This window comes from Chitinophaga vietnamensis, assembly GCF_902167635.1.
In the GTDB taxonomy this organism is placed as follows: Bacteria; Bacteroidota; Bacteroidia; order Chitinophagales; family Chitinophagaceae; genus Chitinophaga; species Chitinophaga vietnamensis.
In genome coordinates this window covers 659,127-675,922 of sequence record NZ_CABHMS010000003.1, presented here as the reverse complement: position 1 = coordinate 675,922, position 16,796 = coordinate 659,127, and the positions used below count along the sequence as shown (strand labels likewise).

The 16,796-nt window shown below is 50.2% G+C and carries 13 protein-coding genes; 5 read left to right on the top strand and 8 right to left on the bottom strand.

Annotated features, from left to right (window positions below):
* Positions 1–411 carry a DUF6691 family protein gene (locus FPG75_RS10845; protein WP_236652765.1) on the top strand — a complete coding sequence of 137 codons (411 nt, stop codon included), beginning with the start codon at positions 1–3 and terminating at the stop codon, positions 409–411.
* A gap of 4 nt (positions 412–415) precedes the next feature.
* Here the strand turns inward: FPG75_RS10845 and FPG75_RS10840 are convergent, their stop codons facing one another.
* From FPG75_RS10840 to FPG75_RS10805, 8 genes are all read right to left on the bottom strand, one after another.
* Positions 416–985 carry a DUF4142 domain-containing protein gene (locus FPG75_RS10840; RefSeq protein WP_143306794.1) on the bottom strand — a complete coding sequence of 190 codons (570 nt, stop codon included), beginning with the start codon at positions 983–985 and terminating at the stop codon, positions 416–418.
* Between the two features lie 220 nt (positions 986–1,205).
* The gene (locus FPG75_RS10835; protein WP_143306792.1) at positions 1,206–2,336 is read right to left on the bottom strand and encodes a zinc finger domain-containing protein; all 1,131 of its coding nucleotides are present in this window, start codon (positions 2,334–2,336) and stop codon (positions 1,206–1,208) included.
* 217 nt (positions 2,337–2,553) lie between these two features.
* Positions 2,554–3,663 carry an SPFH domain-containing protein gene (locus tag FPG75_RS10830; RefSeq protein ID WP_143306790.1) on the bottom strand — a complete coding sequence of 370 codons (1,110 nt, stop codon included), beginning with the start codon at positions 3,661–3,663 and terminating at the stop codon, positions 2,554–2,556.
* Positions 3,664–3,810: 147 nt separating this feature from the next.
* Complete coding sequence (locus tag FPG75_RS10825) at positions 3,811–4,644, bottom strand: alpha/beta hydrolase (RefSeq protein WP_143306788.1); 834 nt, start codon at positions 4,642–4,644, stop codon at positions 3,811–3,813.
* Between the two features lie 211 nt (positions 4,645–4,855).
* Positions 4,856–5,611: an SGNH/GDSL hydrolase family protein gene (locus FPG75_RS10820; RefSeq protein ID WP_236652764.1), complete on the bottom strand. Its 756-nt coding sequence runs from the start codon at positions 5,609–5,611 to the stop codon at positions 4,856–4,858.
* A gap of 66 nt (positions 5,612–5,677) precedes the next feature.
* A complete protein-coding gene (locus FPG75_RS10815) occupies positions 5,678–7,036 on the bottom strand; it encodes an acyl-CoA dehydrogenase family protein (protein ID WP_143306785.1) in 1,359 nt (452 codons plus the stop codon).
* Between the two features lie 28 nt (positions 7,037–7,064).
* Positions 7,065–8,561: a hypothetical protein gene (locus FPG75_RS10810; RefSeq protein ID WP_143306784.1), complete on the bottom strand. Its 1,497-nt coding sequence runs from the start codon at positions 8,559–8,561 to the stop codon at positions 7,065–7,067.
* Positions 8,562–8,779: 218 nt separating this feature from the next.
* Positions 8,780–11,185, bottom strand: coding sequence for a glycoside hydrolase family 3 C-terminal domain-containing protein (locus FPG75_RS10805; RefSeq protein WP_143306783.1), 2,406 nt, complete (start codon positions 11,183–11,185; stop codon positions 8,780–8,782).
* 320 nt (positions 11,186–11,505) lie between these two features.
* Between FPG75_RS10805 and FPG75_RS10800 the strand changes: the two genes are divergently transcribed.
* The 4 genes from FPG75_RS10800 to FPG75_RS10785 all read left to right on the top strand — a co-directional run bounded on the left by FPG75_RS10800 (position 11,506) and on the right by FPG75_RS10785 (position 16,781).
* Entirely contained in the window at positions 11,506–12,066 is a 561-nt protein-coding gene (locus tag FPG75_RS10800; RefSeq protein WP_143306782.1) for an RNA polymerase sigma-70 factor, read from the top strand.
* A gap of 61 nt (positions 12,067–12,127) precedes the next feature.
* On the top strand, positions 12,128–13,105 hold the full coding sequence (locus FPG75_RS10795) for a FecR domain-containing protein (RefSeq protein WP_143306781.1): 978 nt from the start codon (positions 12,128–12,130) through the stop codon (positions 13,103–13,105).
* 52 nt (positions 13,106–13,157) lie between these two features.
* Complete coding sequence (locus tag FPG75_RS10790; RefSeq protein WP_161596756.1) at positions 13,158–15,746, top strand: TonB-dependent receptor; 2,589 nt, start codon at positions 13,158–13,160, stop codon at positions 15,744–15,746.
* A 3-nt stretch (positions 15,747–15,749) separates the two neighbouring features.
* The gene (locus tag FPG75_RS10785) at positions 15,750–16,781 is read left to right on the top strand and encodes a DUF4249 family protein (protein WP_143306779.1); all 1,032 of its coding nucleotides are present in this window, start codon (positions 15,750–15,752) and stop codon (positions 16,779–16,781) included.
* Positions 16,782–16,796 lie beyond the last annotated feature (15 nt).

Here is a 16,796-nt window from a genome sequence, read left to right as displayed (position 1 = left end):
ATGAAAAACTTCAAATACTTGCTGGCAGGCGTTTTCTTCGGTATCATACTGGTCAAATCACAAGTAATCAGCTGGTTCAGAATACAGGAGATGTTCCAACTTAGCTCCTTCCATATGTACGGCGTGATTGGTACAGCGGTGATCACCGGCATCATTTCCGTGCAGGTCATCAAGCGGTTCCGCATCAAAACTTTTGGCGGGGAACCAATCAGCATTGCGCCTAAAACATTCAGCAAAGGCCAGGTATTCGGCGGACTGATCTTTGGCCTGGGATGGGCCATCACCGGGGCTTGCCCCGGACCGCTGTTCGCACAGATCGGCAGTGGCTTCACCATCGTAGTCATTACTTTGCTGAGTGCTATCGCCGGCACATGGGTATATGGCGCCATCAAAGAAAAGCTCCCGCACTAAACGGCTATTTCATTTTCTTCAACGCTTCCTTGATCGCCTTCGCGGAATCCTGGTGCACTTTCAATACCGGTAAAGTCTTGCTGGCAAAGGCTTTCACGTCCATATCCGGCAAGTTGCCCGCCGCATCTTCAAAGGCTTTCACATCTTTATTATGATCATCTACCATCATATCGATATAAGCTTTATCGAAATCCTTTCCCGTTTTCTTACTTAATTCATCGATATGTTTCTGCTCAGCAGGATCAACGGAAGCAGGCAGGGTAATACCTTTGTGGCCGGCGAGCTCTTTCAGTTCATCATTTGCCTTGGAGTGGTCATTGACCATCATAATACCAAAATCCTTCACGCGCTTGTTCTGCGCTTTCTCCTGTGCAAGCGTACCCATGGCTACTTCCATCATACCGCCATTAGCAGCTTCCACCGCAAAGCCCGACGATTTTTCATCCACCGGCTTCACCACTTCATTGATCTTTTGCGCACTGTCTGTGGCTTCATGACGCTTCGGCGCATTACCGCAAGAGATGGTTAATAGCAGGCCCAAACAGCCAGCAGTAAGCGAAATACGGTTTTTCATGGTTAAAATTTTTTGGGTGATGAATACAGGGATGGACCACAAAAAGAGAACCAAGATTAAACGGATTGATAAGATTTTCCTGATTTAACGCGAAGATCAACAAGGTTCAAGCCCTTGAAGCGCTTTGAGCGCTTCAAGGGCTTCTTCGCGTAAATCCGCCACTGTTAATCTTCTCGTTAAATCAGGAAAATCTTATCAATCCGTTTAATCCTGGTTCTGACTAATGTTGATGGGCAAATAACTGGTACAATAACACCACAATCAGGATGATCGAAATCACCAGGCCTGCGATCTTGATCCAGCTGTAGGGGCGATCGCCGGCCACTTCGCCGGTGCTGGCATTGACAACGAAATGATACACTTTGCCATCATACTTGTAGGCGCTGATCCACACAGGCAGCAGCAGATATTTCAGGGCAAGATCATTATAAGCAACATCATAATCATCGATCACTTGTTCATCACCGCCGATATCTCCGCAGATTTCTGAACGAATCTCCGGGTCCATCCTGCGTTTAGCAATGGTAAGGCCTTGCTTGGCATCCGTTTGGTACAGCTCTGCCCGGAAACCGCTGAGATACCGGCCGTCGTAGGCTTTCAGCTGTTCCAGCTTCCAGGGCTCAATTACCTGCGCCATCTTTTGCGGCAGTGAAGGGCTCGCCGATACCAACACATCCTGGAACTGGTTGAACACGGTTCCGGCAGCAGGATACCAGGCAGTATGCCGCACTTCGCGCGTACGCACTTCGGTACGGCCATCTACTTCTTCTTCATATGTTTCGGTGACCCAATAATATTCGCCGCGCTGCCCACGATAATCGGTGCTGGTATTGGTATCATAGCTCCAATGCGGAAGATACACGCCCTTCAGCTGTTGCGATGAACCATCTTTCACTTTCTTCACGAGGTCCGATGGTGCAAACCAGAGCTTGCTCATCCAGCTGCGGAAGTACTGCAATGCTTCATTGTCTTTCACCACAAAGGGAAGCACATAGTGCGGCTGCAACATTGTAGTGGTTTTCGCATGGTCCACTACAAGCGGCGATGCGCAGAAAGGGCATGCATCTGCTGTAACGTTAGGAGGCAAAGTAGTAGCCGCACCACAGTTGGTACATTTCACCACTACCGCTTCCTGCGTGGCGCTGGTATGCGACTCTTCTGCATGAATAAATTCATTGTAATCAAAAGAATGAATGGCAGCGGGTGTTTGCGCAGTATCTTCAATCACATTAACGGTACCGCAATATTCACAACGCAGGCTGTTCGTACCTGGCGCATAATGCAGCAGCGCTCCGCAGTTCTGGCATTTTAGTGAGTTGACCGTCTCACTGGTTTTCTCCTCAAAAGACATAGGGGAACATTTGGGTATTTTTTTATTTGGTTATTTGATTATTTGGATATTGGATTTAGGGATTTTTTGATTTACGGATTTAAGAATTTAGGAATTTATTGATTTAAGAATTTAGGGATTTACGGATCGACAATAAATTCTTAAATCCGTAAATCCATAAATTCCTAAATTCTTAAATCCCTAAATCCAATATCCAAATAATCAAATAAACAAATATCTAAATTAATGGCGGTGGTATGGTGGCGAGTATTGGTGCAAGTTCGGGTACGGTAGATGCGGCTGACCAGGCGGGCATACCGGTTTTCCATACCAGGGTAGTGCCTTGCAAACTGCCGGCAGCAGCGAGTTGGCGGAGTTGATCCATATCAAAAGGGCCGGCCTGTTTGCCATCAATGGCTACGTAGAAAGGCGTTGCCACGGGCAAAGGCGGCGGTGCGCCGGCGCCGGCATTCGGTGTTACCTGGTTGTTCTGAAATACATTACCTACCTGTCCCATCATGGCGGCGCCCATACCGGCGCCGAGGCCCGCGGCTGCGAGACCGCCACCACCGGGATTTTCGGCGGCCTTCTCCATGGCGTTGGCCGCCTGGAACTGTGCATATGCACCGAGGTTGCCTACGATGCCCATGCTGCTGCGCTTGTCCAGCGCGGCTTCCACTTCTGGCGGCAGTGAAATATTTTCGATGAGGAACTTGGTCAGTTCAAGTCCCAGCTCATTAAATTCAGGACGTATCTTATCCGTGATCAGCGCCGATACTTCATCGTATTTGGCGGCGAGGTCCAGCACCGGGATCTTCGCTTCCGCGATAGCGTCCATACCACGCGATACGGCGAGGTTGCGCAGCTGTTCATTGATACCATCTACGGTATATTCCGGGTTGGTAGCGGCGATCTCTTTCAGGAAAGTAGCGCCATCTTTCACACGGAAAGCATAGCTGCCGAAAGCGCGCAGGCGAAGGGGGCCAAACTCTGCATCACGCAGCATCACCGGGTTTTTGGTACCCCATTTCTGATTGGTGAACTGGCGGGTGCTCACAAAAAACACATCCGCTTTGAAAGGACTATTGAAACCATATTTCCATCCTTGTAAGGTAGTGAGGATGGGCATATTCTGCGTGGTGAGGGTATACATGCCAGGCTGAAATACATCAGCGATCTTACCTTCATTCATAAAAATTGCCACCTGCGATTCACGTACCGTGAGCTTGGCATTCATTTTTATTTCATTCTGGTAACGGGGAAACTTCCACACAATGGTGTCTGCGGACGGGTCGGTCCATTCAATGATGTCAATAAATTCATTCCTGAGTTTATCAAATATTCCCATAATGACAGATTTTAAGAATAGCTAAATTTCACTGCCAAATTTATAGAAATATTTACTCGAAAAGGAAATAATGATTTGTTATAATTTCCCTGATCCGCATGGATGGCGGAATGGCGGTACCAGTGGTAAAATGACGCTGATCTGTTCTTATTTAAGATGCAGTTGTTTCAACCAGCTGGCCGCCAGCAAGGGCCATGCAGCCGCAGCGCTGTTGCCTGCACGCAGGCCATAACCATGACCACCGCTGTTATAGAAATGCAGTTCCACCGGCACCTTCGCGCGACGCAGCGCAGCAGCCATCACCAGGGCGCTGTTACCATATGGATCATCGCTGGTAGCAAAAAGGAACATCGGCGGTGTATCTGCGCTCAGAGTTAATTCAGGTGTCAAAGTATTAGCAGGGCCCTGGTCGAGGTAAGCGGGATAGATCAACATGGCAAAGGCGGGCTTGCACGACAGCGTATCCGCTTTATCCACCGGCGTATAGGCTTGAACGTTATACCTGGTAGCGGCGCGTGCGCTCAAACTCCCGCCGGCCGAAAAGCCGATCAGTCCTACCTTTTCCGGGTCGATACCCCAATTGGCGGCGCCCTGGCGCACCAGGCGGATCGCACGCTGTACATCTTCCAATGCGCCAGCTTGCTGCTGCGGCACCCGGTAGTTTAACACAAATGCCGTATAGCCAAGACCGTTAAGCCATTCTGCAATCTCCTCTCCTTCCAGGTCGATCGCCAGTATATTGTATCCTCCGCCGGGGCATACCACTACCGCTTCCTTTTTCTTCCCGGGTAAGGTACACGGATATACGGTCATGAAAGCGTCTTTCACTTCCTTGATCCGCCTTACATGATGGCTGGTATCCGGCGACAGCTCCGGCGCCTGGCGGCCCTTACCCGGCCACAGATAAATGTTCTCATGTTGCTGCGCCCGCAACTGCGGAGAGATACCAAGTATCATTAAAAAGATGATTATGTGTTTCATGTCAATTAGGTATAATCGAAGGTTGTCTTTGCTCAGGATTATTTTGATTAAAAGGATTACCATGATTTTTTTTGCAGGATCAATAAGGATTAAAAGATATCTTCGGGTAGATCTCCGCGAATCCTTTCTTAATCCTTATTGATCCTGCAAAAAAAATCATGGTAATCCTTTTAATCAAAATAATCCTGAGCAAAGACAACCTTCGCGTAAATCACTTCACACTCTTCAGCCAGGCCTCTGCCATCAGGCGGGCGCCAGCCATGGAGGGGTGTACGCCGTCGCCGGTCCAGTAGGAGCCGGGAGCGGTTTGTTGTGCTTTGTCGAAAACGTCCTGGTAGGGAATAAAGATGGCCTTGTACTTGTTGGCCATTTCCCGGGCGGCAGCGCGGTAGTCGTTGAAAGTGGGATACCATTTGTCGTCAACGGCGTGCACGCCTTTTACAGCAAAAGGTTCGCCGATGATGAGCTGCACATCCGGCAGCTGTTGCTTCGTGCGGTCCAGCAGCTTGTCGAAATCATCGTGATAAGTTTTGACAGTGCCGTTATATTTACCGGAAAGCGTGTGCCAGAAATCATTTACACCAATTAAGATGCTGAGCACGTCCGGCTTGAGAGCGAGACAGTCCGCATCCCAGCGTTCTGCCAGCTGGTACACTTTGTTGCCGCTCACGCCGCGGTTATACATCTTCAGGTTTTTATCGGCCAGGGAGCAAAGCATATCTGAAGCGGCCAGGAAGGGATAACCATTGCCCATGGCGCCACCATTATTGAAGCCGTCCGCATCGCGCTTGCGGCCTGAATCGGTGATAGAGTCGCCCTGGAAAAGAATGGTATAATCTTTTTTCAGGGTGATCTTTTTAGATTTATCGGCAGGCAGTGCAGCCGATACGATATCCGGAATGGCCAGGGCAGCAAGGCTTCCAAGGGACACATTCCTTAAAAAATTACGACGGTCAGCGTGTTTCATAACGGAAATTTAGACTGGACCAAATCTATAAAAAAGAACAGAGAAATTATAGCGAATAATTTTCGATTACACGAAGGCGCTGGCGCCGGTGATAGCGCGGCCCACGATGAGGGAGTTGATCTCTTTGGTGCCTTCGTATGAGTAGATGGCTTCTGCATCGGCTACAAAGCGGGCTACATTGTATTCCAGCAAGATGCCGTTACCGCCCATCACTTCCCGGGCGCGGCTCACCACATCGCGGGTGCGCAGGGTGCAGAATACTTTCGCCAGCGAAGCATGTTCATCTTTCAGGCCGCCCTGGTCCTGTATTTCAGAGAGGCGGTATACCATGGTTTGCATGGCGGTGAGATTGGATAACATTTCTACCAGATGCCCCTGTATCAACTGGAACGAAGCAATAGGCTTACCGAATTGCTTACGGTTACGGGTATACGACAATGCATTTTCATAAGCGCCGCGGGCGCAGCCTACAGCCTCCCAGGCCACGCTGGCGCGGGTCATACGCAGCACGCGGGAAGTATCTTTGAAATTGTTGGCATGCTGCAAACGGTCGGATTCTGCGATACGGCAATCTTTCATCGTGATCAGCCCGTTCTGCACAATGCGCAGGGCCATCTTGTCGTGCATCTTCTCTACAGAAAAACCAGGCGTATCTTTTCTCAACAGGAAACCTTTCACCTGGTTATCATCCAGGTCCCTGGCCCAGATCACGATCACGTCGGCAAAGGTGGCATTGCCGATCCATTTCTTCTGACCATTGATGATCCAGGTATCGCCTTCACGTTTAGCCGTAGTAGTTAGACCGCCAGCGGTACCGGAGCCTACTTCCGGCTCTGTTAGCCCGAATGCGCCGATCGTTTGCAGCTGCTGCATGCGGGGCAGCCATTCATCTTTCTGTGCCTGTGAACCCAGCAGATAGATAGCCCCCATGGCCAGGCCGCTCTGCACACCGAAGAAGGTAGCGATGGAAGCATCTACCCTGGCCATTTCCATGGCAATGATACCTTCCATGAGATACGAGCGGTTAGGACAGCCATAGCCATCATAGGTAACTCCGCAGATGTTCAGCTCACGAAATTTGGGAATGATCTCAAAAGGGAATTCGGCTTTCAGCCAATATTCGTTGACAATAGGTTGTATCTCTTTTTCCATGAAGGCCCGTACCTTCAATTGCAGGGCGCGATCTTCCGGGCTCAGCTTTTCGCTCAGCTGGTAAAAGTCGCCTTCGATGGGTGGTAGTTTCTTCTTGCTGCCTCTGCTGCTCAACATCTTCATCAATCCGTTCAATTGCTGCTCGTCCATATGGGCAACGGATTCCATCACTTTGGGCAGGTCTACTTTTTCGGAGAGTTTTGCCAGCATTTTGAAATCAATGCTCTTGAACAGCTGGTAAGCATTCCGCAGCTTGGTGAAAGTTCCAGACATAATACATGGTTTTAGATGAATGTACGAATTATTTCATCTTGAACCTGCCATCCGGCGTAACTTCCAGCTGTTTGTCGGCGAGTTGAATGAGCGCTGGCCCTTGCAGGTGGCGGCTTTCCTCGTCGGCCGTCGCATCGTGATCGGCGTTGTCGCCCGCCTTTACCTGGTCGTAGGGCGTTTTCTTCAGGGTATTGATAAAGGTATAACGGTCCAGTAATTTGCCCTTGCTGTCTACCGTAAAAAATTCTGCCAGCAGCTCGTGTTCATTTTGAAAAATGTGCAGCTTCAATAACAAGGGTTTCTCCCATGGAATAAGCGTCACATCTTCATTGAAATTTGCGCTGTACGGGCTGTGCGGCGTTTCTGCCTCCCTTCTCTCTTTCAATTTTATCTTCAATGCTTTTTCTGTAAACTGGGGAGATGACAGGAGAAGCGAAGTATAAATGGTATGAAATTTACCATCATTATCGATGGTAGTGTTACGGTTCCAGGTAAAAATTTTCGTTGTCACGCGCGTATTGTCGCCGGGCTCGCCCACTTCTTCCACTTGTTTGAAAGAGCCGTCTGGCGCGATTATCGTGCTTTTCACATCGGTGTAGTAACCTTCGGCGCCCATAGCGCCAAAGGCAATGCAGCGGTTCACTTCTTTACCGTTTTCATTGTAAGATACCAGTTGTATAGATGGGTCCATCACCATTTCTTCCTGCTCCATATGCCCTGTGGCATATAGTAGCAGTGGTACTTTATTGTTGGTGATCACTTTACCGTAGTGATAAAGATTGAGACTGTCGTAAAAGATAAATTCTTCGAAATTATAATAGGGCGTAAGTTTGGAAAGCGGCCGCAGGGTGGCAGTTTCAGGCTTTTTATCAATGGTGAGCGGCAGTTTCAATACCGGAAAACGTTTCATGAATGCTTCGAAACTATCTGTTTCCTGAGGCAGATGGATGATGGCGCCATCGGGGTTTATTTTCAGCATCCTGAGGCGTGCCTTGCTTTTCGGCTCATCTTCATTTTTTGTTTCGTAGCGGTACCATTGCATTCGCAGTTCTACGATGGAATCATTCTCCAGCACGGGCACCGTGGATATATTGGATTTCTCGTTACCATTCTCTTCCAGTGTATTCATCGCGATCTCTTCACGGGCAATTTCTTTTCCTGCGGGAGTATAGGTAACGAGATAGGTATGATACCAACCTTTATCCGGATTGACATTGCATTGATAGATGATAGCGATGTACCGCGGCTTGCGGGCCAGCAGTCCCGCTTTATACGATACATAGCGATGGTCTTTGTTCACCGGTGTGAACTTGTTGGCTGGTATATCTTCCAGCCTATATTTATCGAAAGGCAGTTCCAATACAGGCAAAGCAGCCAGCAGCTTGTCAAAATCTACATTGGCAGTGATCACGGTGGCGGTGGCAGCCGTATCTTTTGACGAGTTTTCGTTGTTGCCGCTGTTTTGATTACAGGCAGATATCGCAATCGGAATGGCTACAATGGCGGCTCTTACCAAATTATTCATGTGAATGGCAAAGGTTTTGAAGAGCCAAGATAATATTAATTATCGATTACATGTGTGAATAATTTAGGGATGTGAGGATTTTTTGATGGGAGAATTTAACGCGGAGATTAACGAGGTTCGAGCCCTTGAAGCGCTCAAAGCGCTTCAAGGGCTGCCTTCTTAAAGATCTCCGCTGCGATCTTCTCACTAAATTCTCCCATCAAAAAATCCTCACATTCTTACATCACTGTTATGGTTTGTTTGAGCTTCATATCTTCGGAAGAGGCGCCTATGGCCAGCTGGAAGGCGCCTGGCTCTACGGTCCAGTTCATGTTACGATCGAGTAATGCGAGATCATCAGGATGCAAAACAAATTGCACGGTCTTCTTTTCGCCGGGCGCCAACGTGATGCGCTCAAAGCCGCGCAGCTGCCAAACGTAGGTGGTAACGCTGCTTACCTCATCGTGCAGGTAGAGCTGTACGATCTCGTCTCCTTTTCGTGTACCCGTGTTAGTGATATCCACGCTGATGTGAAAATCGCCCTGGGAGGCCTGTTTCAAGGGCGTAACTACCAGGTTGCTGTAAGTGAAGGTGGTATAACTAAGACCATATCCAAAAGGATACAGCGCGCCGTTCACGCTCGTACGTCCGTAACCGTTATTGCCTGAAGATGGTTGTCCGGCGTGCGATCCCGGCTTATAAGGAAAATTATATTCGAGTTGCCCGCTTGTTTTCGGAAAAGTGACGGGCAGTTTACCACCGGGATTGTAATCGCCGAAAAGTGTTTCTGCCACTGCGATGCCGCCCTGCGGGCCGGGGAACCAGGCCTCAAGAATAGCCGGCAGGTTTTGCTGCGCCCAGTTGATGGTGAGCGGCTGGCCATTGATCAGCACCGCCACTACGGGCTTGCCGGTGGCATGCAGGGCTTCGAGCAATTGCTGCTGTCGGCCCGGCAGGTCAAGACTGGTACGCGAAAGGCTCTCCCCTACGCGCTTTTCATCTTCTCCTACTACTGCTATCACCAGATCAGCTTCGCGGGCCTTACTAACGGCGTCGGTTATACGTAATTGCTCGGTGGAATCCAGCGGTGTGGGGATCAGCTCTGTGCCGGGCCAGCCGGGGTTTACCACTTCGCAGCCCTGCGCATAGGTAATGTCAACGTCTTTACCATATAGCTGGCGGATGCCGTCCAGCACGGATATCACAGGGTTGTTGGAAGGACCGTAACGGCTCGTGGCATAACTGGCATTGGCCGCCAGCGGGCCTGTTACGAGGATGCGGCGGATTTTCTTTTTATCCAGGGGCAAGGTGTTGCGATCATTCTTTAGCAGCACCAGCGATTCGCGGTTGAGCTGCAAGGCGAAAGTATCATCAGCGGCGGTATGTACGCCTTTATCGGCCGCTTTCTCGTCCACATAGGGATGATCAAAGAGGCCCAGCTTGAATTTCACGCGGAGCACATCGGCTACGCGACTGTCGACCGTTTTCATGGAGAGACGGCTTTCCTGCACCAGTTCGCGGAGCGGCCGGATGAAATCTTCCGGCGGCGTAAAATTGGTGCGTACGTTCAAACCTGCTTCCACGGCCTGTCTCACGGCATCTTTGTAATCTGTTGCCACATGGTGTTTGGAAAAAATATATTCTACCGCCTCACTGTCTGACACGACATAGCCCTCGAAGCCGAAGGCCTGGCGCAGCAGTTCGGTGAGGAAATAGTAGCTGCCGCTCACCGGAACGCCGTCCCAGTCGTTATAGCTGCTCATCACGCCCAGCGGGTGCGCTTCCTGTATCACGCGGCGGAAGGGATAGAGGAACAGCTGGTGCATTTCGCGGGGAGCCACATGCGGGTCGGTGCGGGCGTCGCCATCACGGCCGCCTTTGGGCACGCTGTATACGGCATAATGCTTGAGGGTGGAGGCTACGCCTTCGCTTTGCACGCCGAGCACCATCTGTTTGCCGAGTTCCGCGATGAGGAAGGGATCTTCGCCGTAGCACTCTACTACCCTGCCCCAGCGTGGATCGCGGGCGGGGTCGAGGATGGGCGTATATACGTTGGTATAGCCGAGCAGCCTGGCTTCGCGGCCTACGATGTGGCCGGCCTGGCTCACGAGCTGCCGGTTCCAGGTGCTGCCGATGCCGATCGGCGCGCACAGCGGCGTGGCGCGGTCGTGGCACAGGCCATGAATACCTTCGTTGGTGAAGTCGACCGGGATGCCCAGCCTCGTTTCTTCTATGAACCAGCGTTGCAGCGTGTTGATGGCTGCGGCATGTTTATTAAAAGGATAGGAAAATGCCGTCTGGGCTTTTTTATTGTTGGCAAGACTGTTCAATTCCTCGTCTATATTGGCGATGCCATCTTTCCATACTTTATTTTTCCATTCCGGTGTGGGCATTTCGTCTTTCAATACGCGGCCATAGCCATAGAGGGTGGCCATCTGGCAGGTCTTTTCATCGAGGGTCATCTGCGACAGCAGGTCCTGGATGCGGGCGTCTACGGGTTGTGTGGGGTCTTCGAAAATATCTTTCCTGCCGTTCTTGTTGAAATCGATCCAGCCATTACGGTAGATGGGCGCCCGTTGCTGCGCGGCGGCGATGGTGGCCATCATTACCATGATCAGGCCCAGGGCCTTATTCCTCCAGTTCATGTCGCTGTGTTTTTAAAAGATCGACCTAAAATACTCGTCTTTGCAATGGATTGCAAAGAACAGGCAAAATAGGATTATTATTGGAGAAGATATTAAAAAGATGGGGGAAGAAAAAAGCGGTTACGCTGCTAGTTCGCGCAACCGCTGAATTTAAAAAACACAGACTAAAACTAAATAGGTTCGATGGTATATGAATCAGTATATAGGCCTTGGCGTTATAATAAGACGCAGAAAAATGTATGGCCCCCTATTGTTATTGTGAGAAAAAAAATATCTACTTTAGCAGGGTTCATTTCATTTTAAAATTCTGTGAAGGTTAGATGATTACAACGCCTTCTTACCAAGCCTATAATGAATTATTTCATTCGCTGTACAATGAGTTGTGTAACTACGCATACAGCTTTCTGAATGATGATGCAGCGGCCGAAGATGTGGTACAGGAAACCTTCATTAAATTATGGCAGAAGCACCAGGACATGATCGGTATGCCCAATATCAAGGCCTATCTTTTCAGGGCGGTGCGTAACAATTCCATTTCTGTATTGCGGAAGAAAGCCGTGGAAAATGCCAACAGCAAGGCCTTTGAGCTGACCCTGGATACGAGCGAAGAGCCGGATCTACAGGAGCGTGAGCGTGTGAAACCGTATTATGAGCAATTGGTAAGGGAGGCGATTGCCAACCTGCCTCCTCAGTGTTATGAAGTGTTTACCCGTTGCCGCATGCAGGGCATGACCCACCAGCAGGCGGCGGACGATATGGGGCTGTCGGCTAAAACGGTGGAAAACTATATGGGGCGCGCCCTGAAACTGCTCCGCAAATACCTGCGCCAGTATGGACTTCCCGCCGCATTATTGATAGTACTGAAAATATTTGTAAAATAACAATTAGATAATAGAGGGTAAGGCCAGCTGCCCGCGTTTAATAATCAGAGCACACTGTATTATGGACCAAAATGATACCTACATACACGAAATAATTGCGAAACAACTGTCGTCGCAGATTTCCCCGGAAGAAGCACAGACACTGGAAACCTGGTTAAATGCTGATCCAGCCAACAGGGAAACCTATACCAAACTTGCGCAGTTGTGGCGTGATGTGCCGGCCGCCTTACCTACCCGTCAATACAATACTGCAGCCGCCTGGCAAAAAGTGAATCAGGCACTGCAACCCGCTGCTGCTCCCAAGGTAAGATCCATGTGGATCAAATACGCCGCTGCGGCAGCCGTGCTGCTGATCCTTTCCGCCGGCGCCTGGTGGATGGCTAACAGCCCCTCCCGTGGCATGCACGAAGTGAGCGCCACCGACGGTAAAATAAAAGAAGTAGTACTGGCCGATAAATCCAAGGTTACTTTGCGCCCCGGCGCTACCATCCGCTATACAAATGAATATCTCAATAATCAACGCATCGTGGAACTGAAAGGCGACGCCTTCTTCGACATCGCCCAGGACCCCGGCCACCCCTTCTTCGTTAAAACCCCTGACCATTCTATCATAGAAGTACTCGGCACTTCCTTTATCGTTCAAACCCGCGACAGCGGCACCATCGTGATCGTGGCCTCCGGTAAAGTGAAACTGGGCAGAGAGAAAGACGATTCCAACGTTATCCTCGAAACCGGCCGCAAAGGCGTATCTACAGACAAAGACGTATACGCCACAGACAACGATAATCTCAACTTCCTCGCCTGGAAAACAGGCATATTACAGTTTAATGATCAATCTCTAGTTGAAATATTGCCACAATTAGCCGATTTTTACGGGAAAGTTATCAGGATTGAAGATACGTACCGTGAAACTGCGGCTCAGCAAAAAGCGACCATCAGCTTCAAGGACCAGTCCTGTGATGAGGTTTTGCATGAATTACAACTATTGCTTGGGTTTAAATACAGACAAGAAGGCGATACCATCGTCATCAGCCAATAGATTTTTAAACCGCGCCTGCACATTCTTACTGTTACTGCTATTGATTCCGCAAGTGCTCCTCCTGGCTCAGGAGCGCCACGACAGCCTGTTGGCAAGACGCTACGTTCCGCCGCGGAAACAGGGTACCATCCTTTTCTTTATCCAGGACATGCAACGCAGCACCGGCATCCCGGTGTCGTACAGCTCCAATTTCCTGCACCTCAACAAGAAAGTACAGCTCAACGGCAACGAAAGAACCACGGGCGCCGTACTCAACACCATCCTGCAAGGCAGCGGCATCCAGGCGGCCGCCATCAACGACAAGATATTCCTGTTGCGCGAAAACTCGCAAACGCAATACTACATCGTGAGCGGGTTTGTGAAGGAAGATAACAGTAATGAGGCCATCATCGGCGCTTCCATCTACGATCCTGTTACCCGCAGAGGCACGATCAGCAATGCTTACGGCTTCTACAGCCTGCAAGTGCCTGACACCTGCAGCAGCATCGTTTTTTCGCACGTAGGCTATGAAACCGTATTGCAGCCACTTCCCCCGCCGGATGAAGGCCAGCTGGATATTCATATGTCGGCCCGCAACTTCCTGCAAACAGTAGTGATCAGCAGCGAGAGCGATAAAGATTCCATTACGTTGCATGCCGGCTATATCAACATGCCGATGGGCTATGTAGCCAATTTCCCGGCACTGCTGGGCGAGAAAGATGTGATCAAATCATTGCAGCTTTATCCCGGCACGGGCAGCTCCCTGGAAAGCAGCAGCAACCTGCTCATCAGAGGCGGCGGCTCCGATCAGAACCTCTACCTCCTCGATGGCGTGCCGCTCTATCATACCGGCCATCTCTTCGGATTATTCTCCATCTTCAACGGCGACGCCGTAAAAGATGTATCGCTGTATAAAGATGCCTTCCCGGCCCGCTATGGTGGCCGCCTTTCCTCGGTGGTGGATATCCGTACGAAAGATGGTAACATGCAGGAATGGCACGGCAGCAGCACTATCAGCCCGGTGTCTGTCAGCGCTGTGCTCGAAGGTCCTGTCGTGAAAGATAAGACTGCCATGTCGCTCTCCGCACGCCGCTCCCTCGTAGACGTACTGTATGGCAACAACTTCCTCAAAGAGTACGGCAAATATTATCTCTATGATGTCAACTTTAAACTGAACCACATCATCGACAAAAAGAACCGGCTGTATGCGAGCTTCTATAAAGGGCAGGATAAAATGTCGATCAACAGCGAGAACCCCGTGATCCAGTTATTCGATGATTATACCTTTGCCTGGTCTAACATCACCGCTGCATTGAAATGGACCAGGGTGATCAATCCCCGCATCTTTACCAATACCACCGCCACTTACAGCCGTTTCTACAATCAGTTCTCTCAAAAATCACTGATCCCCCTCACCCTTAACGACTCGCTGTTTGTAAAAGGCAATGGTACATCAAGGGTGCGCGATATCGCCATCAATAATGAAACGGAATATACCATCAACAATACCCATCGCCTCTCTTTCGGCGGCGGATATACCTATCATAATTTTGCGCCAACTGCCTACCGCACCAATATCGCCGCCGGCGAAGCGCAGAAACGCGATGCGCCGAAGTATTATATGTCGGAGCTCTCCGCTTATATAGAAGATGAAATGCGTATAGCGCACGATCGCCTGATCCTGCGGCCAGGCCTGCATTTCGGGGCACTGGCACAAACCCATTCCTTCTATGCCTCGGCACAACCGCGCCTGATGATCCGCTGGGTATTACCGCATGAACAATACCTGCAGGTATCGTTTGCGAAGATGACACAGTTCGTTCACCAGCTGACCACACCGGTGATCAACCTGCCCACAGACCTCTGGGTGCCCAGCACCGATAACATACTCCCGGAACAGTCATACTCCGGTAGCCTGGGTTACCAGAAGAAATTCGGCAGCAGCTGGCGATTCAACCTGGACCTGTATTACAAGGAACTCAGCAACATCGTGACCACCAACACGGTGCTCAATATTTTCGATAACTCCGACCTTTGGGAGAAGAAAGTAATTGCCGGCCATGGCTATAATTATGGTTCGGAATTGCTGGTAGAAAAAACGAAGGGCAAACTTACCGGCGTGCTCTCTTACACGCTGGCATGGGCCTGGCGCAGGTTTGACCGCCTCAATGGTAACCGCTCCTTCCCTTACAAAGAAGACCGGCGGCATACCATATCCCTGGCGCTTAAATACCGCATCACGCCGCAATGGAATGTTTCCGCCACCTGGAAATTCGCCAGCGGCGCGCCTTTCACGCTGCCGCAGCAGATATATCCTGACTACGATTGGTCCCGTAATATCAATGGTTATCTCGATGAAAGATATACGCCGATCTCCGGTTATCCGCCCAATTATCTGCCATCCATCGCGCGCCTGAACAATTATCGCCTGCGGGCAGTGCACCACCTGGATATCGGCACCAACGTGTACCTGGGCATTAACCGCCGCTTCCAGCATGTGATCAGCGGCGGCGTGTATAACGTCTATGACCGGAGCAATCCTTTCATCGTGAGCTTCGACCAGTTTGCTTTTTACAGCATAGACGCCACCTACCCGATATCATTGTATCAATATAGTGTGTTCAAAACTTTACCATATCTGAGTTATACTTTCAAATTCTAGATCATGAAGCGCCTGATTAAAATATTGCCATTCGGCCTGTTCGTCTTTGCTGCCTGTCAACAGCAATTGCCCGTACCAGGCAACAACGGCAAACCACGTACAGTGGTGTATAGCGAGCTGATAGCCGGCAATACTCCGGAAGTAAGAATAGGGAAAACCAAACCGGTAGGCCCGGGTGTAGATAATAACTTTGAACTGGTGGAGAACGCCAACGTAACGCTGCTTGCCAACAGAACCGGCAATACGCCACTGGAAACACTTTCCCTCGTAAAAGACAGCACCAGCAACCTGAGCAGATATGCCGGCGTTCAAAAACTGGAGGCAGGCAAATACTATCGCGTAACGGCCATGGTGCCCGGTATGCGCTCCTGCACCGCTACCGCCTTCATACCGCCACCCATTAAAGTGGAACTGGTAGATACTTTCCGCACCATGCTCAACGGCCGGCCTGTATTGCGTTTTCATCTCAACATCACCCTGGCGCCCGGCAACATACCACAATACATCGCCATGGAAGCGCTCAAACAAACCGGGTATGGCGATACCGTATTTACCTATAATGGCGTCACCAACCGCAAATCAGAGAACCCCGATCTCTACAATCAGCTGAAAGACAAGCCAGGCTTCACTCAGCATAAAGACACGCTATTCATCAACGACTACCTGCGCATCCCTTGCTATACACAGGACGAGAATGCCGACAATAACCAGGTTGGCGGGCTTAATGAAAACTACAACAACATCCTCTTCTCCCGGATGGGAAGAACTTTTTCCACCAACCTCTATATCAACGCCACGGCATTGAGTTCCAGCCCCGCTGAAGAGATCGCACCTAAAGGGCGTGTACTCGTGTACGTTAAATCCGTTTCAAGAGACTACTACGACTTCCTGCTCACCTACGAAAAAGTGAAGCGCAACCCCGGCCTCAACAGCCTTATCCAGGCCATCCAGATCCGGAGCAACACCTCCGGCGGCGTCGGCATCGTAGGCGGCTGTAATGAAACGGAGTATCGATTGTATTATGACACGCTTTAGATTTACGGATTTATG

Excerpts from the sequence above, each read along its gene's own strand:
- FPG75_RS10800 (WP_143306782.1), top strand. The coding sequence starts at position 11,506 with ATGATTACAACGCCTTCTTACCAAGCCTATAATGAATTATTTCATTCG.
- FPG75_RS10840 (WP_143306794.1), bottom strand. The coding sequence starts at position 985 with ATGAAAAACCGTATTTCGCTTACTGCTGGCTGTTTGGGCCTGCTATTA.
- FPG75_RS10830 (WP_143306790.1), bottom strand. The coding sequence starts at position 3,663 with ATGGGAATATTTGATAAACTCAGGAATGAATTTATTGACATCATTGAA.
- FPG75_RS10795 (WP_143306781.1), top strand. The coding sequence starts at position 12,128 with ATGGACCAAAATGATACCTACATACACGAAATAATTGCGAAACAACTG.
- FPG75_RS10845 (WP_236652765.1), top strand. The coding sequence starts at position 1 with ATGAAAAACTTCAAATACTTGCTGGCAGGCGTTTTCTTCGGTATCATA.
- FPG75_RS10785 (WP_143306779.1), top strand. The coding sequence starts at position 15,750 with ATGAAGCGCCTGATTAAAATATTGCCATTCGGCCTGTTCGTCTTTGCT.
- FPG75_RS10805 (WP_143306783.1), bottom strand. The coding sequence starts at position 11,185 with ATGAACTGGAGGAATAAGGCCCTGGGCCTGATCATGGTAATGATGGCC.
- FPG75_RS10835 (WP_143306792.1), bottom strand. The coding sequence starts at position 2,336 with ATGTCTTTTGAGGAGAAAACCAGTGAGACGGTCAACTCACTAAAATGC.
- FPG75_RS10810 (WP_143306784.1), bottom strand. The coding sequence starts at position 8,561 with ATGAATAATTTGGTAAGAGCCGCCATTGTAGCCATTCCGATTGCGATA.
- FPG75_RS10815 (WP_143306785.1), bottom strand. The coding sequence starts at position 7,036 with ATGTCTGGAACTTTCACCAAGCTGCGGAATGCTTACCAGCTGTTCAAG.
- FPG75_RS10820 (WP_236652764.1), bottom strand. The coding sequence starts at position 5,611 with ATGAAACACGCTGACCGTCGTAATTTTTTAAGGAATGTGTCCCTTGGA.
- FPG75_RS10825 (WP_143306788.1), bottom strand. The coding sequence starts at position 4,644 with ATGAAACACATAATCATCTTTTTAATGATACTTGGTATCTCTCCGCAG.